Below are 17,281 nucleotides of genomic sequence, written 5' to 3'. Positions count from 1 at the left end.
GGAAAGCTATCTTTTCATGCTAAACTATTTGTATTTTTATAGGTAAGTAAAGTCCATGTCTGCAAGTTATAATGCTGAAGCGATAGAGGTATTGAGCGGGCTTGAGCCGGTTCAGCGGCGTCCTGGTATGTATACCGACACCACAAGACCCAATCATTTGGCTCAAGAAGTCATTGACAATAGCGTAGACGAAGTTATCGCTGGCTTTGCCAGTCAAATCATCGTCACCTTGCACGAAGACGGCTCGGTAGAAGTTGAAGACAATGGCCGCGGCATGCCTGTTGATCTCCATCCCCAGCTGGGCTTGAGCGGTGTAGAAGTAATCATGACCCGCTTACATGCCGGCGGTAAATTCTCGGATAAAAACTACAGTTTTTCCGGAGGATTACATGGAGTTGGGGTTTCAGTGGTCAATGCCCTGTCCACACGTGTGGAAGTGAGTATAAAACGCAATGGCATTATCTACGGCATGGCATTTGCTGATGGAGAAAAAGTACAAGAACTCAATGAGCTCGGCGTTACTAAAAAACGTGACACAGGAACCACAATCCGGTTTTGGCCCAATGCAAAATATTTTGACAGCACCAAAATCTCAATTAAACATCTAACGCATCTTCTTCGCGCCAAGGCGGTGTTATGCCCTGGCCTCTCCATGACTTTCAACAATAAAGTCACTGATGAGGAAATGCATTGGTGTTATGAGAAAGGCTTGGCTGATTATTTACGGCAATCTTTAGTGAGTGACTATTTCCCGGATGAACCCTTTTGTGGAGAATTCGCGAATGAAGAAGCTACGGTTGATTGGGCTTTAGCTTGGGCAAACACAGCTAATGCCGGTTTTAGTGAAAGTTATGTTAATTTAATTCCAACTCCTCAAGGTGGAACTCACGTTAATGGGTTGAGGGCGGGATTGTTTGATGCTTTGGCTGCATTTTGCGAATTGCGAAACCTATTACCCCGAGGCGTTAAGCTCAGCGCAGATGATCTTTGGGAGCCTTGTCAGTATGTGTTATCGGTAAAGATGAAAGAGCCGCAATTTGCAGGGCAAACCAAAGAAAGATTAAGCTCCCGCCAAATTGCAAGCGTCGTGGCCAACATTGTTAAAGATGCGTTTGCACTTTGGCTTAACCAGCATCGAAGCCAAGGGGAAATGATTGCGGCAATGGCCATTGAGCGAGCGCAAAAACGGCTTCGGCAAGCCAAACAAGTCGCCCGCAAACGGGTGAGTCAAGGTCCTGCTTTACCTGGGAAATTGGCAGACTGCCTGCAGCAGGATTTAAGCCAGGCCGAATTATTCCTGGTGGAAGGCGACTCTGCAGGCGGCTCAGCCAAGCAGGCACGTAATAAGGATTTTCAAGCCATTCTGCCTCTGCGTGGGAAAATACTGAACTCCTGGGAAGTTGATTCATCCGAAGTATTGGCTTCGCAAGAAATTCATGATATCTCCGTTGCCATTGGTGTAGATCCTGGCTCAGCTGATCTGACCGGTTTGCGCTACGGCAGACTGTGCATTCTCGCTGACGCGGACTCAGATGGAGCGCACATTGCCACCCTTCTTTGTGCTTTGTTTTTACGTCATTTCAAATCTTTGGTGCAAGCTGGACATGTATTTGTAGCCATGCCCCCTCTTTATCGCATCGACGCAGGAAAAGAAGTTTATTATGCTTTGGATGATGAAGAGAAAGAACAAATAATTGGGAAGTTGAGTAAAAACAGCAGAGCTAAAATTAACGTTCAGCGTTTCAAAGGTCTTGGCGAAATGAATCCTATGCAACTTCGAGAAACGACTATGGATCCAAGCACTCGCCGCCTGGTTCAACTTACTTTGGACAATGAAGAAGACACAATGGCTTTAATGGACATGATGCTGGCGAAGAAAAGAGCTGCAGATCGAAAGATATGGTTAGAAACTAAAGGCAATTTGGCTGAAATTTAGAAAAATTTCGATTCCAGCACATATTAACAGGATTTACTCGCCAACTTAGGAAAGGATTGAAGAATGTGAATACCTGTTTAGGACTATAAATCATGAGGATGTAAACCTTATGCAATGGCAAGGGTTGATTTAGTGTTCTTTAGCGGATTCAAGTATGGCTGCAAATTTGCTTATCATTGACTGTCTTTATGCCTAATCCGCCCTGTTTCTTTTGTGGATAATTTCCCTTCTTTTGTTTCCAAGAGTTACTTTATAACCATTGTATTTAAGAAATGGCTTAGCTTCTCAAGGAGAAGAAAAGCTTTAAGCTTCAAAGTTATCCCCAAAAACTGTGAGTAACTTTGTGGAAATCCATGTAAAGCCATTACATTTTCAATCTTCAGATTTTTAAGTAAAAACTATGGAGTTTCTGAAAGCAGCGTGTAGGGTGGTTATTCAAACCTTTCGGAAAACATGCCTAGCATCTACACTGCCGCTTAATATTCCTTTAATAAATATGCATTAAAATTTAGCATTGTCAGTCAAAAATAAGCTCATATGCCTCCAACATTAATTGATATTCGCAGCCTCAAGCAGCAAAAAGGCGGGGGGCGTGGTAAGTTTTCTCATAAAATAACCAAAGGTATTTTACCTGGTTCTTCCAAGGTCTGGTTTAACAAAGAAATGAAATCGCCTGACACCGCCCGCCTTGAGCTTTTAGCCCAGGAATTTTTCCGCTTGATTATTCCTAGCCAGCCAGAGACACGAATAGCACATCATCCATTATATGGAACGTTTTATATTTTGTCTGAAGAAGTTCCTGGTTACCGAGACTTGCCAACTAACGAGCAAGATAAATTTACGCAAGGGATTTATACTCTACTGGGTTTCATAATGATAGTTGGGGTATTTGTCCAAGAAATTGATCTTAAAAATGGAAACATAGGCCTAAATGATAGAGACCAAGTGATTAAAATTGATGGCGACTGGTCTTTTGTATCCATCAAGGATCCCGATTCTTATGGCAGCGAGCCTAAAGAAATCACTCCTGAATTGTTAAAAAGCCTCCCTTTTCCCGTAGGTTTTTATGCATTCAATTGGCTGGATATTAGAACAGAAGAAATTTCACATTCCAGCAGTCGAATTGTTGATGCAAATTTGGCCAATTCCCCACATTTTCGTCAGGAAATGAATCAAGGCATGTTGAGAATTCTTCTCTTGCCTGACAGTTACCTGAAAAAATTCGTGGATGCCTACATACCCTATGGCTCCAGTGCAGATCGGTTTTATGATTATTTAAGTGAACGTCGTGAGGAGTTAAGGAAAAGTGCCATGCAAGACCAGTCCTTTAAGGATTATCTTGTCACTCAACAGGCGAAAAATGACGCTCGCGAGCACTTGCTGCATATGAAAGGTTTTGTCGCAAACGGTAATCATGCCATTGTGAAAGCAAATGACTATTTTGCCCTGGATCAAGATTTTGATCGATTAAAAAATCTGTTGATCCCTCCTCAAATGGAAATAAATGAAGAAGAGATAGGTGCAATTAAAATAATTCCTACCGCAGATTTAGAGCAGAGTGCATATGATGTTACAGAAGAGTTGGAAGGTCTCGAAGACATAGCAGAAATATCATTTGGCACAACTGGAGAACTAACTCCTGTTGAACAAAGTCCAACTTTAGTCAACAAGACCTGGAAAGGATTCTTAGGAGGTTTCCTAATTGCAGCAGCTGCAGTCATAGCACTTATGGCGCTCAGAGTGATTGATGTATTTAGCTTTGGTCTAAGTTTACCCCTGACCCTTGCTGCGAGTGCCGGGATAGTGATAACCGCCGGAGTTGCCTTGGGTGTGCTTGGTGGAGCAACCCAGTATTCCCTTGGCGCCGCTCAAAAAGAACAAGTGGTGGCGGCTCCTGAGCCTTCTGCATCATTTAAGGAAACGAAAGCACCTACAGTGAGCAAGGTGAACATTGAGTCTAATAATATTGTAAAATTATTTAAACAAAAAACGCAAAAAATAAGTACAATTACTGACCCAGGCACCGCTGAACCAACCCAATTAATACCAGCAATTAATCCAGTTTGTGAGAAACAATTGGATTTAAAAATGAGTCATTAGAAGGAGGCGCTACAATGGCACGCAATAAATTTGAACTGTTGAAAGGGTTACAAGTTGCTGTGGCTCATGGTGGCAATGCACAGTTGGGAAACTTGAAGAACATTACCCGTGAATATAGGGCCCTACATAACCAAATTGTAGAAAACATCTGGAAATTAACTTTAGAATTACAACGCAGCAATTCAACAGACGGCAATTTGACCGACGAATTAGCGCAATTACAAAATACGCTCCAAGAGTGTAATTCTGAAGCCAAACTAAAAGCGTTATTGGCAAAAGTAAATGCTATTGAAACGGAGTTATTTGGCTCCTCAAAGGTGGGAGGCAATTCTCCCTATGTTTTATAGCCACATTGCATGGGTTCCAGCGGTGGGCATTTGGTTGTCATTTCCCTATCCAGCCTCAATCCTGTCCGGTTTAACTTTCACAGGAATTTATTTTAACAAAGGGATTAGATTGGAGTAATCATCAGTCCATAACTGTTGATTTTCCATGCTCACGAAATGCCAGCCCCCTTTTTGCATGAGTTTAACCGCCAAAGGTTGATTCATGGTTAAAGCCACCCAGTCGGATGCCAGTTGTTTTTCAAGTAAATTTTCCTGCTGATGCTTCTTCAATACAATTAAATCCAATTGGCGACCCACTGCCGTTAAAACTGGCAAGAAATCCAAATTCCGGTTTGAAATATGAACCAAAATCACCCCATCCGATGAAATTTTTTGAGCATATAATTTGAAAGCCTCCAAAGTCAGTAGATGCGTAGGAATGGCATCTGAGGAAAAAGCATCAAGTGCCAGTAAATCCGCACTGGCATTGACTACTTGCCTCAAAGCCATACGGCCGTCCCCTTTTATAATGGACGCTTTGGCAGGACAATCCCTGAGATAGCTAAACCAGCGGGGATTATTGGCAATTTTTATAACTTGCTCATCAATGTCGATGATCTGAACCTGATCCCCTTTTTGAAATTGGCATACCGCTGTTCCCGTACCTAAGCCAATTATGTTCGCTGTTAATGTATTTTTATCTTCCCTGAGCAGTGAAACTACTCCTTGCATGGGGCCATAATAAGCAACACCCCCATTGAGATGGTCTTTATCGGGCATTTGAAAGCCATGTAAGGTGTTGTGACTCATTAAAGCATAAGCACCCGCCACTTTTGAAACCTGTTTAATCCCATAGAAATTTCTTTCTTGCAGCAGCACATCCTTATTTTGAAATGCTGGAAAAAACAGGAAAATAAATAAAATGCTAAAACCCAGGAATAGGTTTAAGCGGTTTCCCGACCAAAGAACAATTAAAATGAGGCTCAAAATTTCAATGACATGATACTGCTTCAAAAGATGAAAGACTTCACCATCCATTAAGTAATAATTCAATGCAAGCAGTATCAAAATAAGCAGAGGCATATAAGTAAAGCCTCGCTCCTCCTTTAGGGGAATGCATAAGAGCGCCAGGGCTAGGACCAAAGGATATTCATAAATTCCTGAAAACAGTCTTGGTGCAATTAAACCGTTAAAAATTCCTGCCAATACACCACCCAGAGCGAGGCAAAAATAAAATAAGGTTAACTGGTTCGGTACCGGCCTTAATTCCACTAATTGTTGATGGCACAGCAAAGACAAAACGAAAAAGTTTAATAAGTGAAAAATAACAATCTGGCTTACCGAAATGTTATTGCCACCTATTATGAATCCCAGTACTGGAAAAATGAAGAAAAAGAGAACTTGTTGTTTCAGCCAATCAAAAGAAATAATTGATCGTTTAGCGAAAGTAATTATAAAAGTAAGTAAATACAGGGCCAGTGGGATAGTCCATAGCAGAGGCGTAGGTGCAACATCCGTGGAAATGTAAAAGCTAACTCCGAGCAGCAAACTGCAAGGAATAAAGCTGTAGGTTACCCACTTAAGTACTTGCGACCAGGAAAGTTTAAATCTTGTATAAACCTGGGAAAGGGGCTGGTAGTAAAAAGCCAGAAAAATAATAAAAAGCAACAATAGAAAGACGCAATATCCCCAAGTCCAGTAATAAAATTGCAACTTTAGGCCAATATAACGCTCAATTAGCCATGGATAGGCAAGTAAAGCCAATAAACTACCTATATTACTGGCGACATATAAAAAATAAGGATCACTGGCCTTTTTACCTCGTGTTTGGCTGTATGCAAACTGCAATAAAGGGGCTGAAGCCCCCACAACTAAAAGTGGAAATCCAAGTTGCAAAAGCAGATTACCGAGAATGCTTAATTCCGGCACAGCATTTTTAATTGAGGGCGAAAACATAAGCGGTAGGTTCAATAAGCTAATCAACATCAAAGCAAAATGTGAGGAACGCCAAAGCCAAATATCATTAATCTTGCTCAGCAAATAAGCATAGCCATAAGAAAGTAGCAGCAAAACCTGGAAAAAAAGCATGCATACAGTCCATACGGCAGGTGTCCCACCATAAACTGGAAGCAAAGCTTTGGCAACCATAGGTTGAATAATGAATAAGAGGCTGGCGCTGAGAAACAGGCCACTTGAAAAAAGTAATTGAACCACCTGAAATCCTTTGCTGTGTGTAACCCTGCCTTATTTGGCTGGGATGATCGAATCATTGATTCTATCAAAAAATCCAAGTGATTCTGTATTGGTATTTCGCAAAAAAACTCAGTCCAAGCCCTTAGAAAATGTTTATTATCTCTGCAAGAGATTTAGCATGAACAATTCGGTTAAATGCATGGCCCATTATGGGCCATCTCTTAATATTGGTATCTGGAATGAACCCTCCTACGCTCTTTCACGTGAGGCATTCAGCATCCATCGGGCTTTTTCGTGAGCAGCCAGGCGATCGCCTAATAAGGTAGCAGTTCCTTCATCTTTATGATCTTCCACTAAGGCTAATGCCTGATTCAAATCTTTAACGAGGGTATCATGATCATGCGCCAGTTCTGTAACCATTTCATTGGCAGATTTACCAGCGTCCCCGTCTTTAATTCGTTTTAAATTTTCGAATTCTTTAAAGGTTGCTGGCGCTTGATGACCTAGAGCGCGAATACGCTCTGCCAGAGTATCCACTGCTTCGGCTAATTCCTGATATTGCATTTCGAATAATTCATGCATGGATTTAAATTGGGGGCCTGTCACATGCCAATGATAATTTTGCGTTTTTAGGTAGAGAGCATAGGTATCTGCCATAAGTACTGATAATTTTTTAATAACGTCATCCATTTTAATCTCCTCGTTGTTATTCCATTGTAAAGATAGCCGAAAACCAAATTTAAATAAAATCGATTGATTAGATAAATTCAATAGATAAAATTTATCTAAATAAGGCATTAATTCAAGTCAAAAATGCCTCGATGAAACTCTAAGAGTTCGATTGCTTCCTGCCCTATTCCCAAGCTTTTGCGCGCATAATTTGCCGCTGACAAAAGCGCGTCTAAATCATATTGCTTTAATTTAACCGCTTGCAGGTAGGCAGCGAAGAACTCCGTCTTAAGATTTCCTATTCCTTTCCCCATTCCTGCAAGAGAAGCATCAATAAACTCTACTCCCGCATTTATGGCCGATATGGCATTTGCCTGTGCCAAACCCAAATTATCATGGGCATGAAAACCAAACGGAACAGAGTATTGTCGGTTCAAACTTTGATAGATTGAATCGACTTTTTCAGGCAACATGCTTCCATTAGAGTCAGCTAAATAAATAATATCGGGCTTATACTGTAATGCTTTCTCTATCATCGCATCAAGTTCATTCTTTTGATACTGGGACATGCCGGTAAGATTGAAGGAAATTTTAAAATCTAGCTGCCGGGCCATGTGCGCAAGCTCACCAGCTTCAGGCATTTGGTTTTTTGCAATGCAAATACGAATCATATCCACCCGATGTTGTTTCAATTCTTGTAAATCTTCGAACTGGACATTCCCTGGGTACAGCATAACCACCATCTTTGCCCTTTTAATCCAAGAGGCGCAATCATTCAGATAATCCTTGTGGCAGAGTCCGGCACGACCAAGATCATTGTTTAAAAGCAAGCCGTTGCGGTAACCAATTTCAATGTATTCAATGCCAGACTCATCCAAAGAGGATAATATCTGCTTAAGTTGTGCATTTTTGAAGTGAAAATTGGTTCTGTAACCCCCATCCCGTAATGAAACATCGAGCATATGTAGCTTTTTCATAACTTTAACAGTAAAAACATGGTACACCATAGAATGAGTATAGCTTTTTCCCAAAATCTGGACTTTAATGATTATGAAAGTTTTATAGTTTGGAGAATTGTTGCAATGAAACGAGCAAGACATAAGAAACGTAAGTTTGCAGATTATTTCACTGACTTCGCCCACGTGGTCTCTGAAGGTGTAGGAAAAGTTTGGGCTTTTATTTTAGCATTATTAATTGTTTTGGTTTGGCTCATCACTGGCCCATTTTTTCACTATTCAGACACTTGGCAGTTGTGGATTAATACGGGAACCACCATTATTACCTTTCTGATGGTTTTTCTAATTCAACATACGCAAAACCGGGATACCTTCATATTGAATTTAAAACTTGATGAATTAATTAAATCTCATAGTGGAGCAGACAACTCTTCCATTGATCTAAGTAAATTAACCGATGACGAATTAAAGATGCTGGAGGAGGAATATCGTAAAATTTGCAATCAAAGAACGGGTATTTAAGTATTTGGCTCACTAATTCAATTTTATAGGGTTTTGTCTACTATTCTTTAGTATAAGGATAATTAAAAAGGAACGATCATGCGAAAGGAAAGCGGAATCGGTACGGGACAACACCCTGACAAAAAACGATCTCAAGATGAATTGCAACACAATCGTGACAAACAGGGAGAATCTCGCTCAGGCCAGTTTCATCAGAATCGAGAGCAACGCCACCGTTTGGGTCAAGAACAATCGCGTCCTGAACAGCAAGACAAAAGCAGCAAACATGTTTCGGAAGGCGAATCCTTCAACAAAAACCCCAATTCAGTGGAGAACCCTCGTAATCAAAGAAAATGATTTATGCTGCCGCTATCTACGGCAGCATATTTGCATCTGTGTTGCTCATTAACAGCTTGGAATGACTGGAAATTTTTTCAATTTCTCTAAAAGAGACTATATTTAATAAGGCTAAACCTGATTTTTCTGTTTATTTGACAGTTGTGCCTCACTAAAGCATAGGCTATGCTAATTTAGCCATAGTTACATTAAGGATGATTACAAGATAGAGCAATTCAGCAATATTAATTTTATAAGGAGATTGAAATGCTTAAATACCTTATCGCCTGGTTACTGGGTGTCCCGCTTAGTATTCTGGTAGTTATCTGGTTACTTGCGCGGATTTTTTAATTAATTACTAAACAAGGATAGTTAAAATGGTTAACGAAACAATTCATTCCCCTACCCATCCGACCTTGCCTCATGAGCATCACCATCATTGCGCCGTTCACCCATTCAAACGGGTTTCATGGACTGCCATTTTTGCAGGTGCACTGGTTGGAGTGGGTCTCGGATTTTTACTTAATGTTTTTGGTTTTGCAATTGGTCTTAGTGCATTTACTTTAAATAATCAAGGAGCCACTGTTTTAGCTATAGGTGGTTTGATAGGAATCATTATAGCCGTTGTCGTCTCAATGGTCGTTGCTGGTTACACAGCAGGTTATCTTGGCAGGCTCTATTGTCCTCAGCGGAATCTCGGTATACTTTATGGATTCCTGACCTGGAGCGTTGCTTTAATTTTAAGCGCTATCCTGGCAGGACATGTGAGCAATTTTGTGGGTGGCTATACCAATGCGGCTACCAATTCTGTAAATGTTTCATCGCAGAATGCCAATACGGTAACTCCACAAATTACTGCGCAGAATCAGAATGCTAGTGGCAACACGAACGTGAATGTTAATGCTTCACCGCGTAGCTTGGCTTGGGCTGCCTTCATAATTTTTATCTTATTCTTTATTGGGGCGGTTTCAACTTGCTTTGGTGCTCACTGGGGCATGAGTTGTCGCCGAGAAGATTAGATTAATCGAGAAGATTTAGATTAAATAAAGAGAGGGCAATCCCTCTCTTTATTTTTTGCAGCTAGTTAAATTCAAAGAATTTGCCTGACGAAGGGTGGAGATTGGGGCGGTTTCAACTTGCTTTGGTGCTCACGGGGGCATGATGTCGCCGAGAAGATTAGATTAATCGAGAAGATTTAGATTAAACAAAGAGAGGGGCAATCCCTCTCTTTATTTTTTGCAGCTAGTTAAATTTCAAAGAATTTGCCTGACGAAGGGTGGAGAAGGTAGTAGCTAAGAGAAATTTCCCAAAGCGCTTCATACCTTGCCCTGACTGCACCTTCTTTCCTTCTTGCCAACCCCCAATAAATGTCGGCAGTATAAAAATAGCCGCTAAGAGAAGTTGATGCCTATTCTTTAGCCTCTGAAAGTAATGCTTATGTTCCTCGAGTTTAGCTCTCTCGATGCGAATATTGCTTTCCATTAGCTTAATGGAGTTCTGTATCTGTTTTCGTGAGCTCATGACTTTCTCCAGGCTGATAGCTTAACAGTGCCCTAGTTTTTTCAAAACTCATTTGCTTGATACAGGAAGATAAACTCTTCACCGTTAGCCATAACGCGATTAGATTCAAAAACAGGGTGATCACAATCGCCAGCAATGGCCCGGTCAATAGCATAATGAGATAGCCTATTAAAACCATAAGCGTCAACCAACCAGAGAAGCAAAGGGCAATCAATGCACCAATACTGGCCAGAAAAGGTACAATATTTAATTTTGCCAGTCTGGCTTCGAGCTTAAACAAGCTAAATAATGCTTTACCCAGAGTGTACTTGCTGACGATTAAGCCTTCTAAATGATCAATGAATTTAATCATAATCATTTTTTAAAGATGGATGATAAAATAAATCCAACTCCACCGGCTATAAGCAGGGATTTTAAAGGATTTCTTTTTACATTTTCGGCAAGCTCATCGGCATATTCTTTCCAGGATTCCTGGGCATCCGCCAAAGTTGCACGAACATCCTCCAATATATCAGCGGCACTGTCTTTTAATTGCTCGTAATGCTCGGTGACTTCATCTTGCTGAGCAGCCCTGGTTCTCTTCTGATTTTCACTGGAAATAGGATCAGCTGTTGGATTATCCTCGTGATGTGAACGATTGCTTTTCTTTTCAGAAGAAGTGGCTTGTTTATCTTTTTTACCATTAAACCCATTTTTTGAAGAATTCATGATTATTTCCTTATTAGTTATTCATAATACTTATGGATTTTCGTTGCGAATTCTGGCGACGCAAAGTCAGGCCAGTTGTCCTTATCAAAGCCTGGGGCATTGTGTAATCTTTCCTTATCAATATCTATTATAAAGCAATCTTCATCCTTATCGTACTTAAATAAATGCCAGGGAAGCGCGAAAAATTTATTGCCAAATCCAAGAATTCCACCAAAGTCCAAGACTAAATAATTTACCTTTCCAAACGCTTTGTCTATAACTACTTCATTAATCGTGCCAAGATGTTCACCAAGCATGTTTCTCACATCAACGCCGGTCACCTCACTCGCTTTCACCACGCTTTTGTTCATACTAACACTCCTTGTCAGCCTTACTTTTTTAGCCTATCTCAGTTACTTAGTTTAGACCATCCCGCACTAAAGATTTTAATAACGTATTGCCCTGTTGTCCGCCGGGAAAATACCAGATCTTCTGCGGGTTACCGCGTAGTAGCTACAGGGTAATCCATAGCCGGCTGCACTTATAGAGTCAAAGGAAAGCATTTCACTTCAAGCCCTCATGCAAATAAAAAAACCCGCCGAAGCGGGTTTTTTAAGGTTGTGACCAGGCTTACATCATGCCCATGCCACCCATTCCGCCCATGCCGCCCATGTCGCCAGCACCTACAGCTTCTTCTTTTTTAGGAAGATCAGCAATCATGCACTCGGTGGTGAGCATCAAGCTTGCCACAGAAGCAGCATTTTGCAATGCAGTGCGGGTTACTTTGGTGGGATCCAGAATACCCATTTCCACCATATCACCGTACTCGCCAGTAGCTGCATTGAAACCAAAGTTATCTTTGTTTTCAGCCACTTTGTTGACGATTACAGAAGCTTCATAACCAGCGTTGGTTACGATTTGACGTAGTGGTGATTCGATAGAACGACGCAGAATGTTGATACCCATATCTTGATCAGGGTTATCACCTTTCAAGCCATCCAATGCTTTTTGAGCACGAATCAGGGCAACACCACCACCAGCTACGATACCTTCTTCAACGGCAGCACGAGTAGCGTGCAGGGCATCCTCTACGCGAGCTTTCTTCTCTTTCATTTCAACTTCAGTAGCAGCACCGACTTTGATTACGGCAACACCACCAGCTAATTTGGCAACACGCTCTTGCAATTTCTCGCGATCGTAGTCAGAAGTAGTCTCTTCCATTTGAGCACGAATTTGGTTGATGCGTGCGCTGATTTCAGCTTCTTTACCTTCACCATCAATGATTGTGGTGTTTTCTTTGGTAACAACAACGCGTTTTGCAGTGCCTAAATCGTCTAATGAAGCACCTTCCAGATTCTTACCAACTTCTTCAGAGATAACCTGGCCATTGGTGAGAATAGCGATATCTTGCAACATGGCTTTACGGCGATCGCCAAAACCAGGAGCTTTAACGGCACAAACTTTAACGATACCGCGCATGTTGTTAACAACTAAAGTAGCCAAAGCTTCGCCTTCAACGTCTTCTGCAACGATCAGTAAAGGACGGCCAGATTTAGCAACTTGTTCCAACACAGCAAGCATTTCACGGATGTTGGAAATTTTCTTGTCAACCAGCAGAATGAATGGGTGCTCCAGTTCAGCACTCATGTTTTGTTGGTTGTTGATAAAGTATGGAGAAATGTAACCGCGGTCAAATTGCATACCTTCAACAACGGATAATTCATTCTCAAGGCTGTTACCGTCTTCCACAGTAATAACACCTTCTTTACCTACTTTTTCCATAGCTTCAGCAATGATATCGCCGATGGATTGGTCAGAGTTAGCAGAGATGGTTCCGACTTGAGCGATTGCTTTACCGTCTTTGCAAGGCTTAGACATAGCTTGCAATTCCTTAGTAACTACTGCAACAGCTTTGTCGATACCGCGCTTCAGATCCATGGGGTTCATACCAGCAGCAACGGCTTTGTTACCTTCAACCATGATAGCGCGGGCTAATACGGTTGCAGTTGTAGTACCATCACCAGCGGCATCAGAAGTTTTAGAAGCAACTTCTTTAACCATTTGTGCACCCATGTTTTGGAAACGATCTTCAAGTTCAATTTCTTTGGCAACGGATACGCCGTCTTTGGTTACTGTAGGAGCACCGAAAGATTTCTCCAGAACCACATTACGACCACGAGGACCCATTGTAACTCGTACCGCATTTGCCAGAATGTTTACACCGGCAATCATTTGTTGACGTGCATCGTCACCAGAACGTACTTCTTTAGCCATTATAATAATCTCCTTTAAATACTTTCGTTAGATTACTTCTTCTCGATAACGCCCATGATGTCGTCTTCACGCATCACAACCAACTCTTCACCTGCAACTTTAACTTCAGTACCAGAGTACTTACCGAACAGGACTACGTCACCAATTTTTACGGCCAAAGCACGAACGTCACCGTTATCTAATACTTTACCAGCACCAACAGCGATGACTTCGCCTTGCATTGGTTTTTCAGTAGCGCTATCTGGAATTACAATTCCACCTGCCGTGGTGCGCTCTTCGGCCAGACGACGGACGACAACACGATCGTGTAAAGGACGAATTTTCATACTTGTTTTCTCCTGGTTTTTTGGTTATCACCTATAATTTTCAGAGTAAGGCTCTGATTTTATAGCGACTTACAATCGCTCGTTTCCTTATTAAGCCATTGTGCATCGCTGATGACAGCAATATGGGGGCAAAAAAATGGCTTTCAAGGGGGCAAGTAAAAAAAATTTTGGTTTTTTTTAATACTACTACTAAAATGATCTTCAATTTAATTGGGTTATATTACAATGAAACATTGGGTTTTATTTACATTGCTTTGCTTAAGCTCCTGGATGAGTCACGCCGCTCCCCTACCAGCAGCAGAAGTGTTTAAGGTTGAAGCTAAACGCATTGATCCAAATACTTTAAGCATAAACTGGGACATTAAACCGGGGTATTTTTTATACAGTGACCGCATTTCTGTGACGCTTCCTTCACAAAGCGATGCCCATTTAGGAACCATACGTTTTCCAACGCCCTCGACCAAAACAGATAAACAAGGCCGTGTTTATACTGTCTATCGAAATCACTTATCTATACCCGTGCCCATTTTAGGTGAACAGGCGGGGGAAACACGGTTGGACTTAAGCTACCAAGGTTGTTCCGATGACGGTTTCTGCTATCCCCCTGAAACCAAGCAATTCAAACTTACTATCGATAGCAATCTGGCATTAAGTAAAGTCGATATAGAAGATTCCAATGGCGCGGCGGTTTCCAATCCTAATGTTCAACCCAATAATGAAATCGAACGCGTATTGGTGAATCAGCATTGGCTGATGGTAATCCTTTCCTTTTTTGGCTTTGGTTTGCTGTTGGCGTTTACCCCCTGCGTGTTACCAATGGTTCCGGTTCTATCCGGAATTATCGTAGGGCATGGCAAGGATTTAACCACACGCAAAGCATTTTTCCTGTCCTTAAGTTATGTTTTAAGCATGTCCATCACTTACGCCATGGTGGGAGCCATTGTGGCGTCTTTAAGTAGTAATCTTCAAGTTCTTATGCAAAGTACTTGGGCTATCGTGGGTTTTAGTTTGCTTTTTGTGCTTTTGTCTCTTTCAATGTTTGGATTTTATGAACTGCGTCTGCCGGTAACTTGGCAAGCCAAATTAGCCAACATCAGCCGACGTCAAGGGAGTGGACATTATCTGGGCGCGGCCATTATGGGCTCCCTTTCTGTTCTAATCCTATCCCCTTGCGTAACCGCACCCTTAATTGGGGTTTTAAGCTATATTGCCCATACCGGTAATATCCTATTTGGCACCTTAACATTATTTTTCCTTGGATTGGGCATGGGTAGCCCTTTATTGCTCATCGGGATTTCAGCAGGAAAATGGCTTCCAAAAGCTGGCCATTGGATGAATGGTGTTAAAGCATTTTTTGCTGTGTTGCTGTTGGGAGTCGCCATTTATCTCTTGCAACGCATATTAGCAGGCCCAGTAAGCATGGTTTTATGGGCAAGCCTTTTAATTTTTGTTGGGATTTATAGTGGTGCCTTGACGGCCGCCCACTCCAACCATGCTAAATTCCGCCAGGGCTTTGGCATTATGAGTCTCGTTTATGGCCTGCTTATTTTAATCGGTGCCAGCATGGGAAGCAGCAATCCCTTGCAGCCCCTAGCCGGATTTCAAGCCACCGCCAATGCCGCAAGACCTTTTTCAGTAGAAACCGTTAAAACGGTTGAAGAAGTCCAACAGGCCATTATCAGAGCGCAAGGAAAGCCTGTGATGCTCGATTTCTATGCGGACTGGTGTGCTTCTTGTCAAATCATGGAGGCTACTACCTTCAAGGATCCTAAAGTTGAAGCGGCTTTAAAAAAATTCGTCGTATTAAAGGTCGATGTGACCGCTAATGATGCACAGGATAAAGCTTTACTCAAGCAATTTGCTGTTGTGGCACCGCCCACTTTTATTTTCTTTAACAAGCAAGGCAATGAAGAAAGCAGTTTACGTGTGGTCGGTGAGGCTTCAGCCAGTGAATTTTTGCAACAACTTTCACAAATAACGATGCTCGATTAGGTGCAATAACTTTCAACTATAAAAATTCAAGATAGAGACAACGAATAACGCTGAATAAATGGACAAATTCCTGATGTGCGCGTATAATTCGTTCACTTTTTTTACAGAAAGAAAATTATGAATCACAAGGTGGGCTTTGTCAGTTTGGGCTGCCCTAAGGCGCTGGTAGATTCTGAACGAATCATTACCCAACTTCGCGCTCAGGGGTATGAACTGGTTTCAAGTTATGAAGATGCGGGGATTGTGGTCATCAATACCTGTGGTTTTATCGATGCAGCCGTGAAGGAATCTTTAGAAACCATTCAGGAAGCCATGGCTGAAAATGGCCGCGTTATTGTTACCGGCTGCCTTGGAGCCAAGGCTGAACTGATTCGTGAAGCTTGCCCCGACGTTCTTCATATTAGCGGCGCCCATGCTTACGAAGAAGTCGTACGTGCCGTGCATCAGCACCTTCCGCCCCCTGCTGACCCATTTTCGCAATTAATCCCCCCCAAGGCATCAAGTTGACGCCAAGGCACTATGCTTATCTGAAAATTTCTGAAGGCTGCAATCAAAAATGCACGTTTTGCATCATCCCTACCATGCGCGGCAAATTGCAGAGTTATCCTTTAACTCAAGTGTTATCTGAAGCCAAACGGTTAAAAGAAGCGGGAGTGCAAGAGCTTTTAGTCATCTCCCAAGACACCAGTGCCTATGGTGTGGATACCCGCTATCAGCCAGTAGACTGGCAGGGAAAAACCTTAGGCACGAAATTTTATGACTTATGCGCTGAACTTGGGGAACTCGGAATCTGGGTGAGGCTTCATTACGTATATCCTTATCCCCACGTGGATGAAATTATTCCCTTAATGCGCGATGGCTTAATCTTACCTTATCTGGACATTCCGCTGCAGCATGCCAATACACGCGTATTAAAAGCAATGAAACGCCCTGCCAGCAGTGAAAATACCCTGAGTCGAATTGCCCAATGGCGAGACATCTGCCCTGACATCACCTTACGTTCAACCTTCATTGTTGGTTTTCCGGGTGAAACGGAAGAAGAATTTGAAGAGTTGCTTGAATTTTTGCAAACGGCTCAACTGGACCGGGTGGGTTGCTTTCAATATTCCCCAGTAGAGGGAGCAAAAGCCAATGAACTCGCTAATCCGGTTCCCAATGATATTAAGGAAGAACGCTATCATCGCTTTATGCAAGTTCAAGCTGAGATTAGCCGTAATAAACTGCAGAAAAAAATTGGTTCCCGCCAAACGGTGTTAATCGATGAGATCAGGGAAGATACAGTAATCGCCCGCAGCAAAAGCGACGCTCCAGAGATAGATGGTTTGGTTTACATCCCAGGTGATGAAAATCTTAAGCCAGGAGCTTTTGTTGAAGTGGAAATTACAGACAGTGATGATTATGATCTCTATGCGGAAGTTATCTGAGGATAACTTCTTTGGCATAGCCTCTAAAGGCCAATTAACT

General features: G+C 42.0%; 15 protein-coding genes and 1 pseudogene. 8 read left to right on the top strand and 8 right to left on the bottom strand.

What is annotated here, in order from left to right:
* Nucleotides 1–55 precede the first annotated feature (55 nt).
* The 3 genes from parE (at nt 56) to EL203_RS04140 (ending at nt 4,383) form a co-directional block, all read left to right on the top strand.
* Nucleotides 56–1,936: a DNA topoisomerase IV subunit B gene (gene parE / locus EL203_RS04150; RefSeq protein WP_058470377.1), complete on the top strand. Its 1,881-nt coding sequence runs from the start codon at nt 56–58 to the stop codon at nt 1,934–1,936.
* 537 nt (nt 1,937–2,473) lie between these two features.
* Nucleotides 2,474–4,036, top strand: coding sequence for a hypothetical protein (locus tag EL203_RS04145; protein ID WP_058470378.1), 1,563 nt, complete (start codon nt 2,474–2,476; stop codon nt 4,034–4,036).
* Nucleotides 4,037–4,050: 14 nt separating this feature from the next.
* Nucleotides 4,051–4,383 carry a hypothetical protein gene (locus EL203_RS04140; RefSeq protein ID WP_058470379.1) on the top strand — a complete coding sequence of 111 codons (333 nt, stop codon included), beginning with the start codon at nt 4,051–4,053 and terminating at the stop codon, nt 4,381–4,383.
* An 87-nt stretch (nt 4,384–4,470) separates the two neighbouring features.
* Here the strand turns inward: EL203_RS04140 and EL203_RS04135 are convergent, their stop codons facing one another.
* From EL203_RS04135 to EL203_RS04125, 3 genes are all read right to left on the bottom strand, one after another.
* Nucleotides 4,471–6,576 (bottom strand): spermidine synthase, encoded by a 2,106-nt coding sequence (locus tag EL203_RS04135; RefSeq protein WP_058470380.1) that lies wholly within the window; start codon nt 6,574–6,576, stop codon nt 4,471–4,473.
* Between the two features lie 228 nt (nt 6,577–6,804).
* Nucleotides 6,805–7,245 (bottom strand): Dps family protein, encoded by a 441-nt coding sequence (locus EL203_RS04130; RefSeq protein ID WP_058472164.1) that lies wholly within the window; start codon nt 7,243–7,245, stop codon nt 6,805–6,807.
* 107 nt (nt 7,246–7,352) lie between these two features.
* A complete protein-coding gene (locus EL203_RS04125; RefSeq protein ID WP_058470381.1) occupies nt 7,353–8,201 on the bottom strand; it encodes a beta/alpha barrel domain-containing protein in 849 nt (282 codons plus the stop codon).
* Between the two features lie 105 nt (nt 8,202–8,306).
* Between EL203_RS04125 and EL203_RS04120 the strand changes: the two genes are divergently transcribed.
* The 3 genes from EL203_RS04120 to EL203_RS04110 all read left to right on the top strand — a co-directional run bounded on the left by EL203_RS04120 (nt 8,307) and on the right by EL203_RS04110 (nt 10,036).
* Nucleotides 8,307–8,702, top strand: coding sequence for a low affinity iron permease family protein (locus tag EL203_RS04120; protein WP_058472165.1), 396 nt, complete (start codon nt 8,307–8,309; stop codon nt 8,700–8,702).
* Nucleotides 8,703–8,780: 78 nt separating this feature from the next.
* A complete protein-coding gene (locus EL203_RS04115) occupies nt 8,781–9,038 on the top strand; it encodes a hypothetical protein (RefSeq protein WP_058470382.1) in 258 nt (85 codons plus the stop codon).
* A gap of 356 nt (nt 9,039–9,394) precedes the next feature.
* Nucleotides 9,395–10,036 (top strand): hypothetical protein, encoded by a 642-nt coding sequence (locus EL203_RS04110; protein WP_058470383.1) that lies wholly within the window; start codon nt 9,395–9,397, stop codon nt 10,034–10,036.
* Between the two features lie 467 nt (nt 10,037–10,503).
* On the opposite strand, the gene EL203_RS04105 is transcribed toward EL203_RS04110, so the two are convergent.
* The 5 genes from EL203_RS04105 to EL203_RS04085 all read right to left on the bottom strand — a co-directional run bounded on the left by EL203_RS04105 (nt 10,504) and on the right by EL203_RS04085 (nt 13,825).
* Complete coding sequence (locus tag EL203_RS04105) at nt 10,504–10,890, bottom strand: hypothetical protein (RefSeq protein ID WP_126320091.1); 387 nt, start codon at nt 10,888–10,890, stop codon at nt 10,504–10,506.
* A 2-nt stretch (nt 10,891–10,892) separates the two neighbouring features.
* On the bottom strand, nt 10,893–11,246 hold the full coding sequence (locus tag EL203_RS04100; protein WP_058470386.1) for a DUF883 family protein: 354 nt from the start codon (nt 11,244–11,246) through the stop codon (nt 10,893–10,895).
* Between the two features lie 17 nt (nt 11,247–11,263).
* Nucleotides 11,264–11,596, bottom strand: coding sequence for a PRC-barrel domain-containing protein (locus EL203_RS04095; protein WP_058470387.1), 333 nt, complete (start codon nt 11,594–11,596; stop codon nt 11,264–11,266).
* A gap of 259 nt (nt 11,597–11,855) precedes the next feature.
* Nucleotides 11,856–13,499 (bottom strand): chaperonin GroEL, encoded by a 1,644-nt coding sequence (gene groL / locus EL203_RS04090; RefSeq protein WP_058470388.1) that lies wholly within the window; start codon nt 13,497–13,499, stop codon nt 11,856–11,858.
* A gap of 32 nt (nt 13,500–13,531) precedes the next feature.
* Nucleotides 13,532–13,825, bottom strand: a complete 294-nt coding sequence (locus EL203_RS04085; protein WP_058470389.1) for a co-chaperone GroES — start codon at nt 13,823–13,825, stop codon at nt 13,532–13,534.
* Nucleotides 13,826–14,050: 225 nt separating this feature from the next.
* On the opposite strand from EL203_RS04085, the gene dsbD reads away from it, so the two are divergent.
* Together dsbD and rimO are read left to right on the top strand one after the other, a co-directional pair.
* Nucleotides 14,051–15,817 (top strand): protein-disulfide reductase DsbD, encoded by a 1,767-nt coding sequence (dsbD, locus tag EL203_RS04080; RefSeq protein WP_058470390.1) that lies wholly within the window; start codon nt 14,051–14,053, stop codon nt 15,815–15,817.
* Nucleotides 15,818–15,934: 117 nt separating this feature from the next.
* Nucleotides 15,935–17,241: pseudogene (rimO, locus tag EL203_RS04075) on the top strand (30S ribosomal protein S12 methylthiotransferase RimO).
* Nucleotides 17,242–17,281: the final 40 nt, after the last annotated feature.

The sequence above is a fragment of the Legionella jordanis genome, assembly GCF_900637635.1.
GTDB lineage: Bacteria > Pseudomonadota > Gammaproteobacteria > Legionellales > Legionellaceae > Tatlockia > Tatlockia jordanis.
The sequence above is the reverse complement of the archived record's forward strand: the minus strand, read 5'-3'. Positions and strand labels throughout refer to the sequence as shown.

What these genes read in the sequence shown, in the direction of transcription:
- parE (WP_058470377.1), top strand. Translation starts at nt 56, where the DNA reads ATGTCTGCAAGTTATAATGCTGAAGCGATAGAGGTATTGAGCGGGCTT.
- EL203_RS04145 (WP_058470378.1), top strand. Translation starts at nt 2,474, where the DNA reads ATGCCTCCAACATTAATTGATATTCGCAGCCTCAAGCAGCAAAAAGGC.
- EL203_RS04140 (WP_058470379.1), top strand. Translation starts at nt 4,051, where the DNA reads ATGGCACGCAATAAATTTGAACTGTTGAAAGGGTTACAAGTTGCTGTG.
- EL203_RS04130 (WP_058472164.1), bottom strand. Translation starts at nt 7,245, where the DNA reads ATGGATGACGTTATTAAAAAATTATCAGTACTTATGGCAGATACCTAT.
- EL203_RS04125 (WP_058470381.1), bottom strand. Translation starts at nt 8,201, where the DNA reads ATGAAAAAGCTACATATGCTCGATGTTTCATTACGGGATGGGGGTTAC.
- EL203_RS04120 (WP_058472165.1), top strand. Translation starts at nt 8,307, where the DNA reads ATGAAACGAGCAAGACATAAGAAACGTAAGTTTGCAGATTATTTCACT.
- EL203_RS04115 (WP_058470382.1), top strand. Translation starts at nt 8,781, where the DNA reads ATGCGAAAGGAAAGCGGAATCGGTACGGGACAACACCCTGACAAAAAA.
- EL203_RS04110 (WP_058470383.1), top strand. Translation starts at nt 9,395, where the DNA reads ATGGTTAACGAAACAATTCATTCCCCTACCCATCCGACCTTGCCTCAT.
- EL203_RS04105 (WP_126320091.1), bottom strand. Translation starts at nt 10,890, where the DNA reads ATGATTAAATTCATTGATCATTTAGAAGGCTTAATCGTCAGCAAGTAC.
- EL203_RS04100 (WP_058470386.1), bottom strand. Translation starts at nt 11,246, where the DNA reads ATGAATTCTTCAAAAAATGGGTTTAATGGTAAAAAAGATAAACAAGCC.
- EL203_RS04095 (WP_058470387.1), bottom strand. Translation starts at nt 11,596, where the DNA reads ATGAACAAAAGCGTGGTGAAAGCGAGTGAGGTGACCGGCGTTGATGTG.
- groL (WP_058470388.1), bottom strand. Translation starts at nt 13,499, where the DNA reads ATGGCTAAAGAAGTACGTTCTGGTGACGATGCACGTCAACAAATGATT.
- EL203_RS04085 (WP_058470389.1), bottom strand. Translation starts at nt 13,825, where the DNA reads ATGAAAATTCGTCCTTTACACGATCGTGTTGTCGTCCGTCGTCTGGCC.
- dsbD (WP_058470390.1), top strand. Translation starts at nt 14,051, where the DNA reads ATGAAACATTGGGTTTTATTTACATTGCTTTGCTTAAGCTCCTGGATG.